Consider the following 16711-nt stretch of genomic DNA (forward strand, 5'->3'; position numbering starts at 1 on the left):
TCATTTCATGAGTCAGGATAAAAGCAGCGCGTTAGCTGCCAGCGGGGATGCCGCAAAGCGTAATTTCACTACGGATAATAAGATTTCAGGGGGATGTACAACCTGTGGCTGCGAAATATTGGTGCGTTACCATTACGATTCAGGTGAACCCATCCCAAATGCCCCTTTTCAGGTAACCGATAGCAATAACCACAAAATAAAGGGTAAAACCGACGAGAACGGCATGTTTTTCATCCATGACATGGGGTGTAGCACGTATGAGCTGCTTTTGGGGGAAGGCAGCGATACGTTCGACCCTAAGAAAACGATGGAAAACAACCCCGTTTTGATGTCTAACCCTGCCTATGCGAGTTTTGCCGGAGAATATTTTTCCCTGTTCGTCATCCTGAGAGAACAAGGGATCGTGCAGTATGGCTCCGTCCAGCAGTCTGTGAGGATGCCGCTGAGCGATATACCGGAGCAATATAAACTGGCGTTGAAGCGTTTCTGGGAATTGGAAAAGCAGTTGCATAGAGATGATGGTGAACTCCAACGGGAAATCCGTCGAGTTCAACATCGAATGTCGGCGGAGGTGGCAAGTGAGGCATCCAGTGTTGATAATGCCGTTCTGCTGCTCTGTGAGGTCATACTGGGCTGTGTTCCCGTAGTTGGACAGTCGATGGATGTCTACTTCCTTGGGCAATGGTGTTGGTATAGCTATAAAAATCCTAACTTATTGAACGACACCATGCACCAAATTGACGGGGTGCTGTGTGTCATTGGCTTTGTTCCTGGCGTCGGGGATGCGCTAAAAGTCAGTGGAAATGCCATTACGCAAGCCTTGCGGAAGCTGAAAGGCGCTAAAGGCAACAAGCAGCAGGATATTGAGGAAGCCACTCAGATTATTCGCCGTTTGAGTAACGGGAATATAGTCACCTGGCTGACGGGCATACGTTCTGATATCAGAATTTATGCTGATAAAGGGAAAGAAATACTGAAAACCATCAAAGAGGCACTGGACCTACTGGTGAAAGGTGTTTCTGGTGAGCGCAGTTGGATAGTCGCGCTGATGGCCGACAGTTTCCGAGCCATGGTGGATGTGCTCGAAAAATTAATCGCAATTTTTACCATCGTGACGGCATTGATTGAAGCCGAGTTTGCTGAATTTATTCCCCAAATCATGACGCAGGTTATTGGAAGTGCGCGGCCTAAAGGGAGCTGTGAATTATCTGCGATGACTGTGCAAAAGGGCGGATCGGGAGACTACCGTACTGAAGAGGAAATTACTGAATTTAATCAACGGGTAGAAAGACCTGGTGGCTTGACGATGGCTGAGGCCAGTATGATACCGGCAATAGGAATATTGTCTGGTATTTTGGGAGGCGGTAAGAGTAAAGTCGGCATGGCCGCTAAAGGGGGAAAAAATTCGACGAGTTCTCCACCTGCTTCTCCAACCTCACACACACCACCTATTCCACCTAAGCAACCTCATTCTCCCCCGACGGACACGCCAAATGCTCAGGATAAGTCTCAGCCCAAAACGGGCGATAATAATCAAAAAAATAAGTCTTCCGAGCATGGGCGACATGCCTCAGATGAGAATAAAAACCCGTCAGATGACGGGAAAACCGTTCAAACGCCCACTGGTGCCGAGAATGTAACGCCCGGCGCCAGAACTCCCCCTAATGATGGTGCTACTGCTGCTCAGGAAAAAGCAAAGACAGAAAACGGGGAGACGAAAACTGACCCGAAGAAAGGTGAGCAAAACGGCGATCCGGTCGATATGGCAACCGGTGCGGTGGTGGAGCAGCGCACCGACATTCAGGTAAGTAGCCCACTATCCCTGTCACTGCAACGCTACTATCGCTCCACGGGAAAACGTCACCCCGGTTTGCTGGGGACTCTATGGCGCACCAACTGGGATATCAGCCTGACGCTTAACAACGGGGTGGCTACGCTAACGGATGGTGAGTTCAATCAGGCATTCTTCGCCCTGCCCAATGAAGGGGAGAGCAGCCGCTCATCGTCAAACCCACAATGGCGGTTGACCCGGCAGCAGGGTGAACTGGTGCTCCAGCATGTCGGTGGCCTACGCTATCGGTTTGAATATGCGCTAGGTCTCCAGCTTTGTCTGACGTCTATTGACGATGTTGCGGGCCATCGAGTGACTTTCGAGTGGGTGTTGGGTGAACTGCGTTGGGTTGCGCTGTCGGACGGGCGTTTGATTCACATCACATCGGAACACCAAAGGATCACGACACTCACGCTATGTACCCCGCAGCGTCAGCCATTAAAAACGCTGGCCAGCTATACCTATGACGACCATGGGCATTTACTGAGCGTACGGGCGGATGAAGGGCACAACTTTGACTATCGCTACTCGCCGGAAGGCTGGCTGCTGCGCTGGTCGGATTTAGGTTCAACCTGGGTTGAGCACGACTACGATAAAAAAGGTCGCGCCATCCGGGACAGAACCTCCGAAGGCTACTGGCCGGGTCACTTTGAATACGACGATGACACCTTGACCAGCCATTACCACAGCGGGTTTGGCGGGGTATTCAGCTACGTGCGCGATGAGCGTAATAATATTCTGTCAAAACGTATGCCTGACGGCGGCGAGACCCGGTTCGAGTGGGTGGACAACCAACTGGTGGCAGAGACCGACCCGCTAGGTGGCCGCACGGCGTATCAGCGCAATGACTGGGGGCAGGTGACTGAAGTTACTCTGCCTGACGGCGCGACGCATCAATATACGTATGACGATAACGGACAGTTGCTGGCTTATATCGACCCGCTGGGCAGCGAATGGCATTACCAGCGTAATGCTGCCGGGCAGGTTGTCGAAGTGAACGACCCGGAAGGGCGCGAGTGGCTGTATCGTTATGGTGAAACGGGGCAGCTGTCGACAGTGATAGGCCCGGACGGCGTGCTGCAGCGTTATCAGTATAACCGCCGTGGCCTGCTGAGCAGCCTTGAGCGGGATAATGCACCGCCGGTAGCGTTCCGCTATGACGACCTTGACCGCCTGATGGAGCGACATATCGGGCATGAGGCGGGTGTGCAGGTGCGGCGCTGGGAGTATGACGGCGTGCGCGAGTCACCGTCGAAAGTGGTGTACGAAGACGGCAGCGAGACGCGGTTTGGTTACGACGTGGAAGGTAACCTGACGGCGGTGACGGATGCGCTGGGGCAGCGTTACCAGTTCCGCTACGGGGCGTTCGATAACCTGCTGGAAGCGACGGACCCGCTGGGGGCAACGGTGCGCTACCACTATAACGCGGAAGCGGAGTTCGCCGGGGTGACGAACAGTCAGGGGCGGGACTGGACGTACGGCTTTGACGCCAGCGGTCGGCTGAGCGAGGAGCGGCATTACGACGGGCGGGTGTACCGCTATCAGTACGATGTGGCAGACCGTCTGGTGCAGCGCACCGCGCCGGATGGGAGCGCACTGCATTACGAGCATGATGCGGCAGGGCGGATAGCGCGCATCACCGCACAGAAAGCGGACGGGGAAACGGACGGTATCACCGTGCTGGACTATGACGTGGCTGGTCGGCTGACCAAAGCCGCCAGCCCGGATGCGGTGGTGGAATACGCCTATAACCGGGCGGGGCAGGTCACATCGGAAACGGTGAACGGTGAGGCACTGCAGAGCGGTTACGATGCAGGCGGTCAGCGTGCGGTGGTGGAGGGGATTCTGGCCCCGCTGCAGCTGGCATGGCAGTCGGGTCGGCTGTCATCGCTGGGTATTGGTTCACACCAGCCGCTGCAGTTCAGCCACACGGCGGCGGGCGAGGAGCAGCGGCGCAGTAACGGCAGCGGGTTTGCATTACGCCACGAGTGGAGTCCGACAGGATTGCTGCAGCGTCAGGCGCTGGAAGGGGCGGACGGTCGGGTGAATGACGTGCTGGAGCGCCGTTACCAGTATGATGTGCTGGACCGTCTGACGGGCATCAGCGACAGCCACTGGGGCGAGCAGGCGTTCCGGCTGAACGGGGCGGGTCAGGTGACAGCGGAGCGCCGTGATGAGGGACGGCGTCGTCAGGCGCGGCTGTTTGGTTACGACAGCGAACAGAACCTGTGCGAGGTATCGCAGATAGCGCCGGGTCTGGGTGAGACGCTGAAGGTGCAAGATGCGGTGGTACAGGCATCGGCGCGCTACGATGCGGCGGGCCGGGTAGTCGAGCGTGGCCATACGCAATACCGGTATGACGACTGCGGGCGTCTGGCGATGAAGCGGGAAACGCGGCCGGGGTTCAGGCCGAAGGAAACGTATTTCGACTGGGACGTGCAGGACCGGCTGGTACGGGTGAGTTTGCCGGACGGGGCGCGGTGGCGGTATCGTTACGATGCGTTTGGACGCAGAATTAACAAGGTACGCGAAGGACAGGTGACGTCGGCGCAGGCGGTAGCGCGGGTGGCGTACCGATGGGACGGTGACCAGCTGATAGGTCAGCAGCAGTACCGGGCGGACGGGTCGGCAGCGCGGGAAGTGCAGTGGGTGTACGAGCCGGGAAGCTTCCGTCCACTGGCACAGGTGGAGGCGCAGGGTGACAGCACACAGCTGCACTACATCGTCACTGACCTGACGGGGACCGCGAGAGAGCTGTGCAGCGAGGAAGGGGAAGTCCACTGGCGCGGGGAACAGGGGTTGTGGGGTGCCCACCGCGAAGAGCGGCGGCCTATCCCGCTGCGGCGCTATCTGGGAGACGCGGCAAACGAGGAAGTGTACTGTGAGCTGCGCTACCAGGGACAGTTGTACGATGCGGAAACGGGGCTTTACTACAACCGCCATCGTTACTATGATGCGGAGAGCGGACAGTATCTGTCGCCAGACCCGATAGGGCTGCTGGGTGGTATCCGACCTCAGGCGTATGTACATAACCCTCTGACCCGTGCTGATCCTCTAGGATTAGCTGAATCTGCATGTGAACAGCGGCAGAGAATACTTGATAATATAGAGGCAAGCCGGAGAGCCAGAGAATCATCTAATTTCTTAGATTATTCAACTCATAATGAGTGGCCACCAAATAGAGGCTTCGATGGCGAATCATCTAAATTTACATTATTACCCGGTTCTACAATTGATAGATATGGTACTGAATATGGAACATTTGCCTCTCCTGAAGGAGTTCCATATAGAGATAGAGCCTTGAAACCGGGAGCAGATGGTAGGCCTTATAATGTTTATGAAGTTGTTAAGCCAATTACTGTTGATGCTGGTGATATTAAAGGCTGGTTCGGATATGAAGGTGGCGGAACTCAGTACGAATTACCTGATAAGATAATAAATTTGGTGGAGAATGGTTCGTTAAAGAGACGGTGATATTTATGAATAAAAAAGAGCTGAAAGAAAGACTTATCAAAGAGAAAGTATCGAGAACTTTATATTCTTTGGAGGGCCGTTTACCAAGTGAAAAGTTATGTCTCGATCATGAAAATGGTTGTTGGGTTGTTTATTACTCAGAAAGAGGGATTAAAACTGGGATGGTAAGTTTCCCGACAGAAGATGAAGCTTGCGAATATATATATGATCAAATTAATGCAATTGTTACTGGTAAAGTAAAATAAATAATAGCCGGGAGTGATCTAATGACCCTTCCGGCTTTTATTTTTAGCAGCTTGTAATATTACGCCAGCATCGTCCCCGCCTCTGCCCGAATGACTATCTTACCGGGCAACACGTCAATATTTAACGGCTGGCCGATTAACCCGCTCAGGGGGAGCCAGTCGCCCGCCAGTGTTAAGGTGCCGTTGTCTTCCACCCAGTCCGCCCCTTCGCTGTTGTGGCCGTCGAGTTCAGCCATCAGCGCGGCGATATCGGTATCCTCATCCAGTCGTGTCAGCATCAACCCGTTACGGTAGAGGCTGATACGGAACAGGGTGTTGGCAGTAAAGCCCGCCAGTGCCGGATGAAGGGCGCAACTTTGACTATTGCTACTCGCCGGAAGGTTGGCTGCTACGCTGGTCGGATTTAGGTTCGACCTGGGTTGAGCACGACTACGATAAAAAAGGCCGCGCCATCCGGGACAGAACCTCGGAAGGCTACTGGCCGGGTCACTTTGAATACGACGATGAGACCCTGACCAGCCATTACCACAGCGGGTTTGGCGGGGTATTCAGCTATGTGCGCGATGAGCGTAATAATATTCTGTCAAAACGTACGCCTGATGGCGGTGAGACCCAGCTCGAGTGGGTGGATAACCAACTGGTGGCGGAGACCGACCCGCTAGGTAGTCGCACGGCATATCAGCGCAATGACTGGGGGCAGGTAACCGAGGTTACCCTGCCTGACGGCGCGACGCATCAATATGCGTACGACGATAACGGGCAACTACTGGCTTATATCGACCCGCTGGGCAGCGAATGGCATTACCAGCGTAATGCTGCCGGGCAGGTTGTCGAGGTGAACGACCCGGAAGGGCGCGAGTGGCTGTATCGCTATGGTGAAACAGGGCAGCTGTCGACAGTGATAGGCCCAGACGGCGTGCTGCAGCGTTACCACTATAACCGTCGTGGCCTGCTGAGCAGCCTTGAGCGGGATAATGCACCGCCGGTAGCGTTTCGCTATGACGACCTTGACCGCCTGACGGAGCGACATATCGGGCATGAAGCGGGCGTGCAGGTGCGGCGCTGGGAGTATGACGGCGTACGCGAGTCACCGTCGAAAGTGGTGTATGAAGACGGCAGCGAGACGCGGTTTGGTTACGACGTGGAAGGTAACCTGACGGCGGTGACGGATGCGCTGGGGCAGCGTTATCAGTTCCGCTACGGGGCGTTTGATAACCTGCTGGAGGCGACGGATCCGCTGGGGGCGACGGTATGCTACCACTACAATGCGGAAGCGGAGTTCGCCGGGGTGACGAACAGTCAGGGGCGGGACTGGACGTACGGCTTTGACGCCAGCGGGCGGCTGAGCGAGGAGCGGCATTACGACGGGCGAGTGTACCGCTATCAGTACGATGTGGCAGACCGCCTGGTGCAGCGCACCGCGCCGGATGGGAGCGCACTGCATTACGAACATGATGCGGCAGGGCGGATAACGCGCATCACCGCACAGAAAGCGGACGGAGAAACCGACGGCATTACCGAACTGGCGTATGACGTGGCGGGCCGGCTGACCAACCAAGGCAGCTAGTCCGGACGCGGTGGTGGAATACGCCTATAACCGTGCAGGTCAGGTCACATCGGAAACGGTCAACGGCGAGGCGGTACAGAGCGGTTACGATGCGGGCGGTCAGCGTGCGGTGGTGGAAGGGATTCTGGCCCCGCTGCAGCTGGCGTGGCAGTCGGGTCGGCTGTCATCGCTGGGTATTGGCTCACACCAGCCGCTGCAGTTCAGCCACACGGCGGCGGGGGAAGAGCAGCGGCGCAGCAACGGCAGCGGGTTTGCATTACGCCATGAGTGGAGTCCGACGGGGCTGCTGCAGCGTCAGGCGCTGGAGGGCGCGGACGGTCGGGTGAATGACGTGCTGGAGCGCCGTTACCAGTATGATGTGCTGGACCGTCTGACGGGCATCAGCGACAGCCACTGGGGCGAGCAGGCATTCCGGCTGAACGGGGCAGGCCAGGTGACGGCGGAGCGGCGTGATGAGGGACGGCGGCGTCAGGCACGGCTGTTTGGTTACGACAGCGAACAGAACCTGTGCGAGGTATCGCAGATAGCGCCGGGTCTGGGTGAGACACTGAAGGTGCAGGATGCGGTGGTACAGGCGTCGGCGCGCTACGATGCGGCAGGCCGGGTAGTCGAGCGGGGGCATACGCAGTACCGGTATGACGACTGCGGGCGTCTGGCGATGAAGCGGGAAACGCGGCCGGGGTTCAGGCCGAAGGACACGTTCTTTGACTGGGACGTGCAGGACCGACTGGTACGGGTGAGTTTGCCGGATGGTGCACGGTGGCGGTATCGTTACGATGCGTTTGGTCGCAGAATTAACAAGGTGCGTGAGGGACAACTCCCGTCGGCGCAGGCGGTCGCGCGGGTAGCCTACCGATGGGACGGTGACCAGCTGATAGGTCAGCAGCAGTACCGGGCGGACGGGTCGGCAGCGCGGGAAGTGCAGTGGGTGTACGAGCCGGGAAGCTTCCGGCCGCTGGCACAGGTGGAGGCGCAGGGCGACAGCACACAGCTGCACTACATCGTGACCGACCTGACGGGGACCGCCAGAGAGCTGTGCAGCGAGGAAGGGGAAGTCCGCTGGCGTGGGGAACAGGAGTTGTGGGGCGCCCACCGCGAAGAGCGACGGCCTATCCCGCTGAGGCGCTACCTGGGTGATGCGGCAAACGAAGAAGTGTACTGCGAGCTGCGCTATCAGGGGCAGCTGTACGATGCGGAAACGGGGCTTTACTACAACCGCCATCGTTACTATGATGCGGAGAGCGGGCAGTACCTGTCGCCGGACCCGATAGGGTTACACGGCGGTAGAAGGGCATATGGCTATGTAAAAAATCCGCTCAGTTGGGTAGATCCTTTTGGGTTGACGCCGAAAGAAGGCTCGTCAAGAGTTGATAATGCGAGAGCACGGCAATCTAAGATGTTAGAGGATGATGTTGGATATAACATTAGTCCGACAAGCTGGGATCAATATCCTTCAATAGGAAGAGATGGAACTTTTGTTACGGATAAAGAAGGTGCACTGAAATATTTTGACGGTGTTCAAGGAAGTGAAACTTCTATTTCCAGATCTATGGCAGAAAGAATCGAAAAAGATATGGGGTTAAACCCTGGTTCTCTGAAAGATGGATTCAATGTCAGGAAAATAGAAGGGATAACAAATATGCAGCCTAGAAGTCCATTGGGGAGTAATGATTACTTCCTTGGTCCGGGGCTGCATTTGCCGGGAGGAGCACCTGAAATGGTTATAAATTCTGTTCCTACATCGACTCCAGTTATGTTAAGGGTGAATGTATTATGAACGTAATTCCTGATAACTATATTGTTGTAAGTGATATTGCAACTAATACAATAAAGCTCAGAGTTCAAGGTAATGACTCAGTAAAAGAAGTTGAAGCTCTTGGTTTTTTAGCTTCTGGCCAGTTTATGGTTAAAACGATAAAGGATGAAGGTGAGAAATTAGAACTCATTAAATCTTTGGCTAAAGTCGATGCTTTATTTGTATTTGGTTATGGATGGTATCCATCAGAGGTTATGGGCTTTTATAAAGAAAAGAACGCTTATATAGGTAAGTACAAAGTCATATCGTGGTCAGATCCAAACCATTACAATATTGAAGAGAGATAAATAATAGCCGGAAGCGCTCTAATGATCTTCCGGTTTTTTATTTTTAGCTGCCAGTGTTATTACGCCAGCATCGTCCCCAGTTCAGCCCGAATAGTTATCCTGCTAGGCAGCACCTCAATCCTTAACGGCTGGCCGAGTAACCCGCTTTGGGTGAGCCAGTCGCCCGCCAGTGTTAATGTACCGTTGTCCTCCACCCAGTCCGCGCCTTCGGTCTCGTGGCCTGCTGAGCAGCCTCGAACGGGATAATGCACCGCCGGTAGCGTTCCGCTATGACGACCTTGACCGCCTGACGGAGCGACATATCGGGCATGAGCCTGGTGTGCAGGTGCGGCGCTGGGAGTATGACGGCGTGCGCGAGTCACCGTCGAAAGTGGTGTATGAAGACGGCAGCGAGACGCGGTTTGGTTACGACGTGGAAGGTAACCTGCTGGAGGCGACGGACCCGCTGGGGGCGACTGTGCGCTACCACTACAATGTGGAAGCGGAGTTCGCCGGGGTGACGAACAGCCAGGGACTGGGACGTACGGTACTAAGCAAACTGAAGAGCTCAATCACCATCATCCCTTATCCTCGATTTTAATACTTAATCATTACTATATCTATTTATGATCGAAGTTAATTATTAGCAGAATACAATAAAAAAACTGAATATGTCATTCAGTTTTTTTATTGTATTCGCGTAAGGGTTTTATTCTATTGTTTCTACGCCACTGCTATGCAGTTTATTCATTTTTTTAAATTAATGTAAAGTAATAAGGTTGTTTTGTATATGATGAATAATGAATTAGTTTCATCGCTAATATTAAGTGAGTTAATTCAATATCGGCGTAGATTTACCCAATCGACGAAATCAATTAGTGAAGAAGAGTCTCAGGTGACTCAGGTTCAATTACCCAGAATTCGTGCTTTTGTTGAAAAAGGTCACCGTATTGAACTTATTCTGCCTGCGTTTCCAGTTAAATCTCCGAACCCCTACAAAGTGCTGGGTAGAGTGCCGGATATGGCGGAGCGTTTGTCCCTGATTTTCCTGAATTCGTTATGTCAGCGTATTCAGCTTTATTACCCAGCAGGTGCGCACATCCGTATTTGCTCGGATGGACATGTATTTGGTGACCTGATTGGGACCAGCGACGAAACGATTAACACCTATCAGGATGAGATTGAAAATTTGCTGCATGAGTTGGGTGCTGTTCATCTCAGCGTCTTTAATCTTAAGGATGTAGAGAATATGGCAGCACTCACCGCTGACTATGATCATCTTCGTCGGCGGCTGGTTGAGGATTACGCCGAGTCAGAAGAGGAGATCAAGGCGCAGCTCATGCAGAGCGAAGAAGGCTTGCAGCTTTATCGTTCAATAACCCGCTTTCTCTATGAGGATAGCCAGTGGCCTGACTATACCGGCTCTAATGCGGCGTTACAGAAGGATGCCAAAAAACGCGCGTGTGGCGTTATTCAACGCAGCTGGGCGTGGGGTAATCTGCTTGCTGAACAATTTCCAGACGCCATCCGATTGTCTATTCACCCACAGCCTTCGGACAGCCTGAAACTGGGTATTCATATGATGCCCACGAAGGACGATTGGTTGACGCCCTGGCATGGTGTTGCTGCCAATGTTAATGGGCAGTTTGTGCTCATGAAGAATATGGATGCACAGCAGTTGGACGGTGAGGTTGTGGAGATCCGCGGTACGCCTAGCCATTACTTAGTTAAACAGCCTGATATGGCATAAGCATACTGTCCTCGTCTCATCGTTCACTGAGACACGCTCGCTATTTGGTTGAGCAGGGGAACGATGTCACGCTGTTTAGCGGAGCATTGTTCCGTGAGCAGGCGGAAGCCGCTGAAGTAGGGTTATCCTTGTGTCGCTGGAATGATTTTATGTCGCAGTTTCATCGTAGTAACGTGTTGAAATCGGCCACGCGTTATGGGGTGAAACCGTGCCCCATAACGCTATTGCGAATTGTGTTTTTAAAATAGAATACGCGCACGGATGTTCTATCGCAGGGTTGCAGTAAATGAAACTATTTTTGGCCGTGATTTTTTCAGTATCGATGATTCCCCAGACCGGTTTTGCGGCAACCAAAACGGATGCGCTGACGGTGCTGAAGCATTTGGATGTGACTACTTTCCGCAGTTCTTTTGGGCCGAGACATTTCCCTAAGGGGACGCTGCTGAAAGATACCAGTGATTATGTATTTAGCCAGAAAAAAGACTGGGCAGAAGCAACAGAAACAGATGGCAGTTGGACGTATTCACTGCGTATTATCTCGGAAAATGAAAAAGAGATCATTGCTTGCTTCGTGGATGATGCGCACATTGGGAGTTACTTTTCGACAAGTCCTTTCCTGATAAAGAAAACGAAAAATTCTCAGGCGTATTCGGTGATTGAGCTTGATCACGACGTAGAAGGATGTGAACTTAATCCCAAGGATCAATAATCCTGATTGATATCGGTAAACGAACGACGTTATCCGAACGTTGCTAAAAATAAGGAGCCGCTATAAGCCGCTCCTTTGTTGTTTCTATTCTTGCTGTTTTTACAGCGCTTTATCGGTCAACAAGTCGACCTTGCTGGCTGTTGAGACACGCTCAAGGTACGCGTGAACGTTAGGGCCAAACTGTACGCCTTTCACGATCGTGAGCGACAGTAAGATTGGGAACAGAATAAAGTCGGTGGTGGAAATGGTGCTGACGTTTGCCAGACGCGGCTCCAGCGCCTCGAGTTTTTGCTCCACTTCCGCAATCAGTTCCGGCGTTTTCGCCAGCAGTGCATCCAGATCGCCGAAGGCTTTTTCTTCGCGCAGGATGTAGGCATAGCGCGCCTCTGGCGTGGAAAGCTCTTTGAAATCGGCTTTCGTAAAACGTGGAATAGCAAGGTTAAACACCGCGCTGGAAACGGACTTACACCAGGCTTCAATCTCAGCATCAACCGGTTTGTCGGCGATTAACGGCGCTTGCTTGCTGTCTACATAGTGGACGATATCCATGCTTTCCGGCATGAAACTGCCATCTTCTTTCTGTAGGATCGGCACCACTTTGCGGCCCACCATGCGCGTTGGCGTGTCGATGTCGCCTTCCATAATGACGGATTGCTCAACAGGCAGATCTTTCAGGTCAAAAATCATTCTGGCTCTGACACAGAATGGGCAGTGTTCGTAAATGAAAAGTTTCATGCATCGCCTCGTAAGATTTTGAAAAAGGCCGCAAAAGTTTGCCAGCCCTGACATGACAAGTCATGCCATCAGAGTAATACCTGATGCGGTCGGCGGTAAAGAGAATGTGCCTGAAGATGGCGATGGCAGGGAAAAGAAGGGCGCGGTGTGAATCGCGTGACCCGTACCAGATTACTGTATGATGCAGTGAAACCCCTTTTGCGGAAGAGAAACATGGATCGCCTGAGCGCGCTGGAAACATTTATCTGCGTTTTTGAAACGGGGTCGTTTTCCGCAGCGTCTCGCAGGCTCGGTATTGGGCAGCCTGCGGTGTCCAAAGCGATCATGCAGCTTGAAAATCAGTTGGCAACGCCGCTGCTGCTCCGCTCTACCCGAGGGCTGACGCCGACAGAAGCTGGGCAGAATTTTTATGAGCAAATCGCCCCTGCGTTGAAGGTACTGGGGGATGCTCAAGAGCATGTGGTTAGCGGAAGCGCGGCGCTGTCTGGGCGGCTACGCATCGGTGCACCCGTGACGTTTGCCAGACAGCTCATTATACCGCGGCTCCATGAATTCATGGCCGAGCATCCCCAGCTAAATATTGATGTCATTCTGGACGATCGCCCGATCGATCTGATTGCGGAAGGCATTGATGTGGCACTGCGTTTGGGCGACATGAAGGATTCAAGCCTGATTGCCCAGCGGTTAGCATCGTGTTCCATGCGCCTGCTGGCGACCCCTGACTATTTTGCGCGTCATGGTGTGCCCGCTTCTCCTGACGTTCTGGCTGCGTATCCTGCCGTCATCTATTTGCAGGGAGAGAGAACCGATCGCTGGATTTTTTCTCAGGGTGAAACACAGACCACAATATTCCCCAATGGGCGTATCCGAGTTTCTGCGGCGGAAGGCGTGCGTGCAGCGGTGCTATCGGGTGTAGGACTGATTGTGGCATCGGAATGGATGTTTGCACCAGAGCTTGAAAGTGGGCAGGTCGTCACCGCGCTGGATTCATGGTCGCTGGGTAAGATGGATCTGTGGGCTGTCTACCCCGGAGGCCGCATGACATCAGCCCGCGCCAGAATTTTTACCGATTTCGTCCAGCATCTTTTCTCCTGAAATATTCCTATTCGGAATAGCTGATATCCATTTTACCTCTCTACCGGGAATGAATAGGGCGCTTTATGCTCTGCTCATCACCTGCCGACTTCCGGCAGGAAACACACAGACAGGTATGATGATGAGTACATTATCCAGCGAAGCCGATATCAGAACGCAGCAGGCTCCCGGCAACGTATTGATTTTCTCAATGGCAGCAGCCAGTGGTATTTCTGTTGCCAATATCTATTACAACCAACCGATGCTGGGCGTGATCGGCGAAAGCTTTACGTCGAGCTGGGCAATCTCGCTGATTCCAACCGTGACGCAACTGGGCTATGCCTTGGGGCTGCTACTGCTGGTTCCACTCGGCGATAAGTTTGACCGCCGTCGGTTGATCGTGTGGCAATTTTTGATGCTGGCGTTGGCTTCTGCATTTGCGGCCTTGTCGACATCGGCTGTCGCGTTATTAGGTGCTTCGTTGCTCATCGGTTTTGGGGCGACCGCCGCACAGCAGATTGTTCCGGCTGCGGCGGCGCTTGCCGATGCGAAACAGCGTGGTGCGATTGTTGGAACGGTGATGAGCGGGTTGCTCAGCGGCATTCTGCTTAGCCGTACCATTGCGGGACTGGTGGCGGAAAGCGCAGGCTGGCGGGCGATGTTCTGGCTGAGCGTGCCGCTGGCGCTAGCGGGCGCGTGGGCAATGGGAAGAATGTTACCGACTTCACCATCGAATCCAACCGTTCGTTACTGTGAGCTGATGCGTTCGCTGGTGACGCTGTGGCAGAGTGAACACGCATTGCGTAAAGCTACGCTGATTCAGGCGCTGCTGTTTGCATCGTTCAGCGCGTTCTGGAGCGTGCTTGCTTTGTATCTGGAAAGCGGACGTTTTCAAATGGGCGCCGCCGCCGCGGGCCTGTTCGGCGTGATTGGCGTCGCGGGGATTTTTGCGGCTCCGCTGGCGGGAAGACTGGCCGATAGCGTCGGCAGTCGCCCGGTTGTGATTGCCGGCGCGCTGCTGACGCTGCTCTCATGGGCAATATTCATCGGTTTCGATTCCGTTATTGGCCTGATTATCGGCGTTGTCCTGCTCGATCTCGGCGTACAAAGTGCGTTAATTGCCAATCAACATGTGATTTACGGGCTCGGTGAAGCGGTCAGAGGCCGGATCAATACCGTATTCATGGGCGGGATGTTTCTGGGGGGCGCGGTTGGTTCCTCGGTTGCGATGGCTGCATGGCATCAGGGAGGATGGTTGATGGTCGGAGGGCTAGCCAGCGTTCTGGCAATCATGGCGCTGCTGGTTGCGCTGATGAAAACCCAAAAAGCGTCATTGTGAACGGGGGAAAACAGGCTGAAATAGCCAGGCAGGGCGGCTGGGAAGTATTACCAATGTTGTTTTACAACCGGTAGATTAACCTTACTTGCTGATGACAATACTATACATTTGGCTTGCTATAGTCCTTCCATCCCTTGTCAGTACCTCACATCTCTGTGAGTGTTGTGTTAGTTAACCATCCCTGTCATTAGAATGACCTTGGCCCGCCTTGTGCGGGTTTTTTTTTGCCTGCTTTCCCGCTCGCGAGATTCGTGTTGAGCGTGTCTATTCCGTGTCGTGATTCACTGAATGATCGGAAGCGACTTTGATAACGACTCGGTTTCTGCCTTCATGCTTGGCCTGATAGAGGGCGTCGTCCGCGATTTTCAAGACGCTATCGATCTGCTCCGTTCCCGGAATAAAACAGGTGACGCCGAGTGAAATCGTGATGTTCTCAGGAATTGGCAGCGGCATTTTTTCCACTTTTTTACGCAGCCGTTCAGCAATATCAGCGGCCTGTTTCATATCCGTATCGGGCAGAAGAGCGAGGAACTCCTCTCCGCCTGTGCGGCAAATCAGATCGGATTCGCGTGAACCCTGCTTTATGCTTTTCGCCAGCAGCCTGATGACGTCATCGCCGATATTGTGTCCGTAGGTATCATTCACGCGTTTGAAATGGTCGATATCAATCACGATGGCGGCAACCTGATTGCTCTTTGAGAGAATGAGTTCAATGCTTTCATAGATGCCACGGCGATTGAGCAACCCGATGAGTGGATCGGTATGGGCCTGCAAACTCAGTTTGCCGATTCGCTTGTGCAGCAGCAGGGTACCGAAAAGAATGACGCGTTTTAGCTGTTCAACCTCAAAATACCAGGAGGGGACTTTCTTGATTTTTTCAATCACGCCGGACTCTTCCATTTTACTGGCAGAAACCGCCAGCAAGCGCAGAGGGTTGGCGATATAGAAGGCGAGTAGGGTGAGCGCGATAAGCGTTAATGCCATTACCGGGGCACCTTCGTATACAACGGAACGCATCACGCTGCTGAGCAAATCGATAACGGTTTGAGAAGGGTGCAAAGTAATGATGATCCAGCCGGATGAATTGACGGTATCAAAGCCAGCCAAAGACGGCGTACCTTTCATATCCGGCATGGCGGCGGTGCCACTCTTCTTGTTATGAAGCGCGTTTTTAATTCTCTCGTCGCTGACGGGCTTGCCGACCCACTGCTTATCCTGATGGTAGAGAACAATCCCACTTTTATCGATTACGTAAACGCTGGAGTAATCGTTATAGAAATGGGTGTTCATAAATTCGTTTAAGACACTTTGATTTTTTAAATAAATCGTTCCGCCGATGTAACCGAGATAATTTCCCTGTTTGTCTTTTATTGGGGAGGAAACCAGCACGATCAGATTTCCCGTAACCGAAATATAAGGCTGGCTGATTAACGGCTTTTGTTCTACGAGCGCCAGTTTGCTGGCATCAGAGGTCAGCGTGCTTCCTTTTAGGTTCAGCGAGGTTGGGTAAACCGCATGTATCTGATTCTGGGTATCCGCAACGAAAATAGAGTTAAAACTCTGGCTCATGCGGTATGTCTGCTCACTTTTCTCCAGTAGCGTCGCATCGTCATTAAAACTGTCCGCTATCGACATCGCGCTGTAAGCCAGCTCCTGCTGTGCTGAAGATAAAAAACTTTCTGTGGTCGCTGCTAATTTGGAAGAATAGTTAAGGTTTGAACTCAGTATCTGATCGGTGATGAGCTTTTTTTGTACATTATAAACAGCAACATAGGCATTGGTCAGCGTGATGATCATGCTGATAATCGCGAGAGATAAAATGAGTGAACGCAAATTGATTGGGAATCGTTTTTTTATTTTCATTGTTGGCCGCACCTATTTTCCGCTAGGTAAGCAAAATAACGC

9 protein-coding genes and 4 pseudogenes are annotated in these 16711 nt (G+C 53.0%); 9 read left to right on the forward strand and 4 right to left on the reverse strand.

What is annotated here, in order from left to right; genetic code table 11:
• Positions 1 to 7: 7 nt before the first annotated feature.
• Together QWJ20_RS20805 and QWJ20_RS20810 are read left to right on the forward strand one after the other, a co-directional pair.
• On the forward strand, positions 8 to 5305 hold the full coding sequence (locus tag QWJ20_RS20805; RefSeq protein WP_433993368.1) for a glycohydrolase toxin TNT-related protein: 5298 nt from the start codon (positions 8 to 10) through the stop codon (positions 5303 to 5305).
• 5 nt (positions 5306 to 5310) lie between these two features.
• The gene (locus QWJ20_RS20810) at positions 5311 to 5550 is read left to right on the forward strand and encodes a hypothetical protein (RefSeq protein ID WP_226309426.1); all 240 of its coding nucleotides are present in this window, start codon (positions 5311 to 5313) and stop codon (positions 5548 to 5550) included.
• 59 nt (positions 5551 to 5609) lie between these two features.
• On the opposite strand, the pseudogene QWJ20_RS20815 reads toward QWJ20_RS20810, so the two are convergent.
• Positions 5610 to 5888, reverse strand: a pseudogene (locus QWJ20_RS20815) (SymE family type I addiction module toxin); the annotation flags it as partial.
• A gap of 824 nt (positions 5889 to 6712) precedes the next feature.
• Between QWJ20_RS20815 and QWJ20_RS20820 the strand changes: the two are divergent.
• Positions 6713 to 8474, forward strand: a pseudogene (locus QWJ20_RS20820) (RHS repeat-associated core domain-containing protein); the annotation flags it as partial.
• Between the two features lie 416 nt (positions 8475 to 8890).
• Complete coding sequence (locus QWJ20_RS20825; RefSeq protein ID WP_433993369.1) at positions 8891 to 9220, forward strand: hypothetical protein; 330 nt, start codon at positions 8891 to 8893, stop codon at positions 9218 to 9220.
• Between the two features lie 59 nt (positions 9221 to 9279).
• Here the strand turns inward: QWJ20_RS20825 and QWJ20_RS20830 are convergent.
• A pseudogene (locus tag QWJ20_RS20830) lies at positions 9280 to 9441 on the reverse strand (SymE family type I addiction module toxin); the annotation flags it as partial.
• Here QWJ20_RS20830 and QWJ20_RS20835 point away from each other — a divergent pair.
• From QWJ20_RS20835 to QWJ20_RS20845, 3 genes and pseudogenes are all read left to right on the forward strand, one after another.
• Positions 9435 to 9734 (forward strand): annotated as a pseudogene (locus QWJ20_RS20835) (RHS repeat domain-containing protein); the annotation flags it as partial. The pseudogenes QWJ20_RS20830 and QWJ20_RS20835 sit on opposite strands and share 7 nt — an antisense overlap.
• A 255-nt stretch (positions 9735 to 9989) precedes the next feature.
• On the forward strand, positions 9990 to 10949 hold the full coding sequence (gene pvcA / locus QWJ20_RS20840; protein WP_433993370.1) for an L-tyrosine isonitrile synthase: 960 nt from the start codon (positions 9990 to 9992) through the stop codon (positions 10947 to 10949).
• Between the two features lie 286 nt (positions 10950 to 11235).
• Entirely contained in the window at positions 11236 to 11658 is a 423-nt protein-coding gene (locus tag QWJ20_RS20845) for a bacteriocin immunity protein (protein ID WP_433993371.1), read from the forward strand.
• A 99-nt stretch (positions 11659 to 11757) separates the two neighbouring features.
• On the opposite strand, the gene grxB is transcribed toward QWJ20_RS20845, so the two are convergent.
• Complete coding sequence (grxB, locus tag QWJ20_RS20850) at positions 11758 to 12393, reverse strand: glutaredoxin 2 (protein ID WP_433993372.1); 636 nt, start codon at positions 12391 to 12393, stop codon at positions 11758 to 11760.
• Positions 12394 to 12606: 213 nt separating this feature from the next.
• Here grxB and QWJ20_RS20855 point away from each other — a divergent pair, with 213 nt between their 5' ends.
• Together QWJ20_RS20855 and QWJ20_RS20860 are read left to right on the forward strand one after the other, a co-directional pair.
• Positions 12607 to 13488, forward strand: coding sequence for a LysR family transcriptional regulator (locus QWJ20_RS20855; protein ID WP_224073281.1), 882 nt, complete (start codon positions 12607 to 12609; stop codon positions 13486 to 13488).
• Between the two features lie 121 nt (positions 13489 to 13609).
• Positions 13610 to 14806 (forward strand): MFS transporter, encoded by a 1197-nt coding sequence (locus QWJ20_RS20860; protein WP_433993373.1) that lies wholly within the window; start codon positions 13610 to 13612, stop codon positions 14804 to 14806.
• A 264-nt stretch (positions 14807 to 15070) separates the two neighbouring features.
• Here QWJ20_RS20860 and QWJ20_RS20865 read toward each other — a convergent pair whose 3' ends face one another.
• Positions 15071 to 16669 (reverse strand): sensor domain-containing diguanylate cyclase, encoded by a 1599-nt coding sequence (locus QWJ20_RS20865; RefSeq protein ID WP_433993374.1) that lies wholly within the window; start codon positions 16667 to 16669, stop codon positions 15071 to 15073.
• Between the last annotated feature and the right edge of the window lie 42 nt (positions 16670 to 16711).

It is taken from the genome of Pectobacterium sp. S5 (genome assembly GCF_051707265.1).
GTDB lineage: Bacteria > Pseudomonadota > Gammaproteobacteria > Enterobacterales > Enterobacteriaceae > Pectobacterium > Pectobacterium polare.

What these genes read in the sequence shown, in the direction of transcription:
- QWJ20_RS20805 (WP_433993368.1), top strand. Translation starts at nt 8, where the DNA reads ATGAGTCAGGATAAAAGCAGCGCGTTAGCTGCCAGCGGGGATGCCGCA.
- QWJ20_RS20810 (WP_226309426.1), top strand. Translation starts at nt 5,311, where the DNA reads ATGAATAAAAAAGAGCTGAAAGAAAGACTTATCAAAGAGAAAGTATCG.
- QWJ20_RS20825 (WP_433993369.1), top strand. Translation starts at nt 8,891, where the DNA reads ATGAACGTAATTCCTGATAACTATATTGTTGTAAGTGATATTGCAACT.
- pvcA (WP_433993370.1), top strand. Translation starts at nt 9,990, where the DNA reads ATGATGAATAATGAATTAGTTTCATCGCTAATATTAAGTGAGTTAATT.
- QWJ20_RS20845 (WP_433993371.1), top strand. Translation starts at nt 11,236, where the DNA reads ATGAAACTATTTTTGGCCGTGATTTTTTCAGTATCGATGATTCCCCAG.
- grxB (WP_433993372.1), bottom strand. Translation starts at nt 12,393, where the DNA reads ATGAAACTTTTCATTTACGAACACTGCCCATTCTGTGTCAGAGCCAGA.
- QWJ20_RS20855 (WP_224073281.1), top strand. Translation starts at nt 12,607, where the DNA reads ATGGATCGCCTGAGCGCGCTGGAAACATTTATCTGCGTTTTTGAAACG.
- QWJ20_RS20860 (WP_433993373.1), top strand. Translation starts at nt 13,610, where the DNA reads ATGAGTACATTATCCAGCGAAGCCGATATCAGAACGCAGCAGGCTCCC.
- QWJ20_RS20865 (WP_433993374.1), bottom strand. Translation starts at nt 16,669, where the DNA reads ATGAAAATAAAAAAACGATTCCCAATCAATTTGCGTTCACTCATTTTA.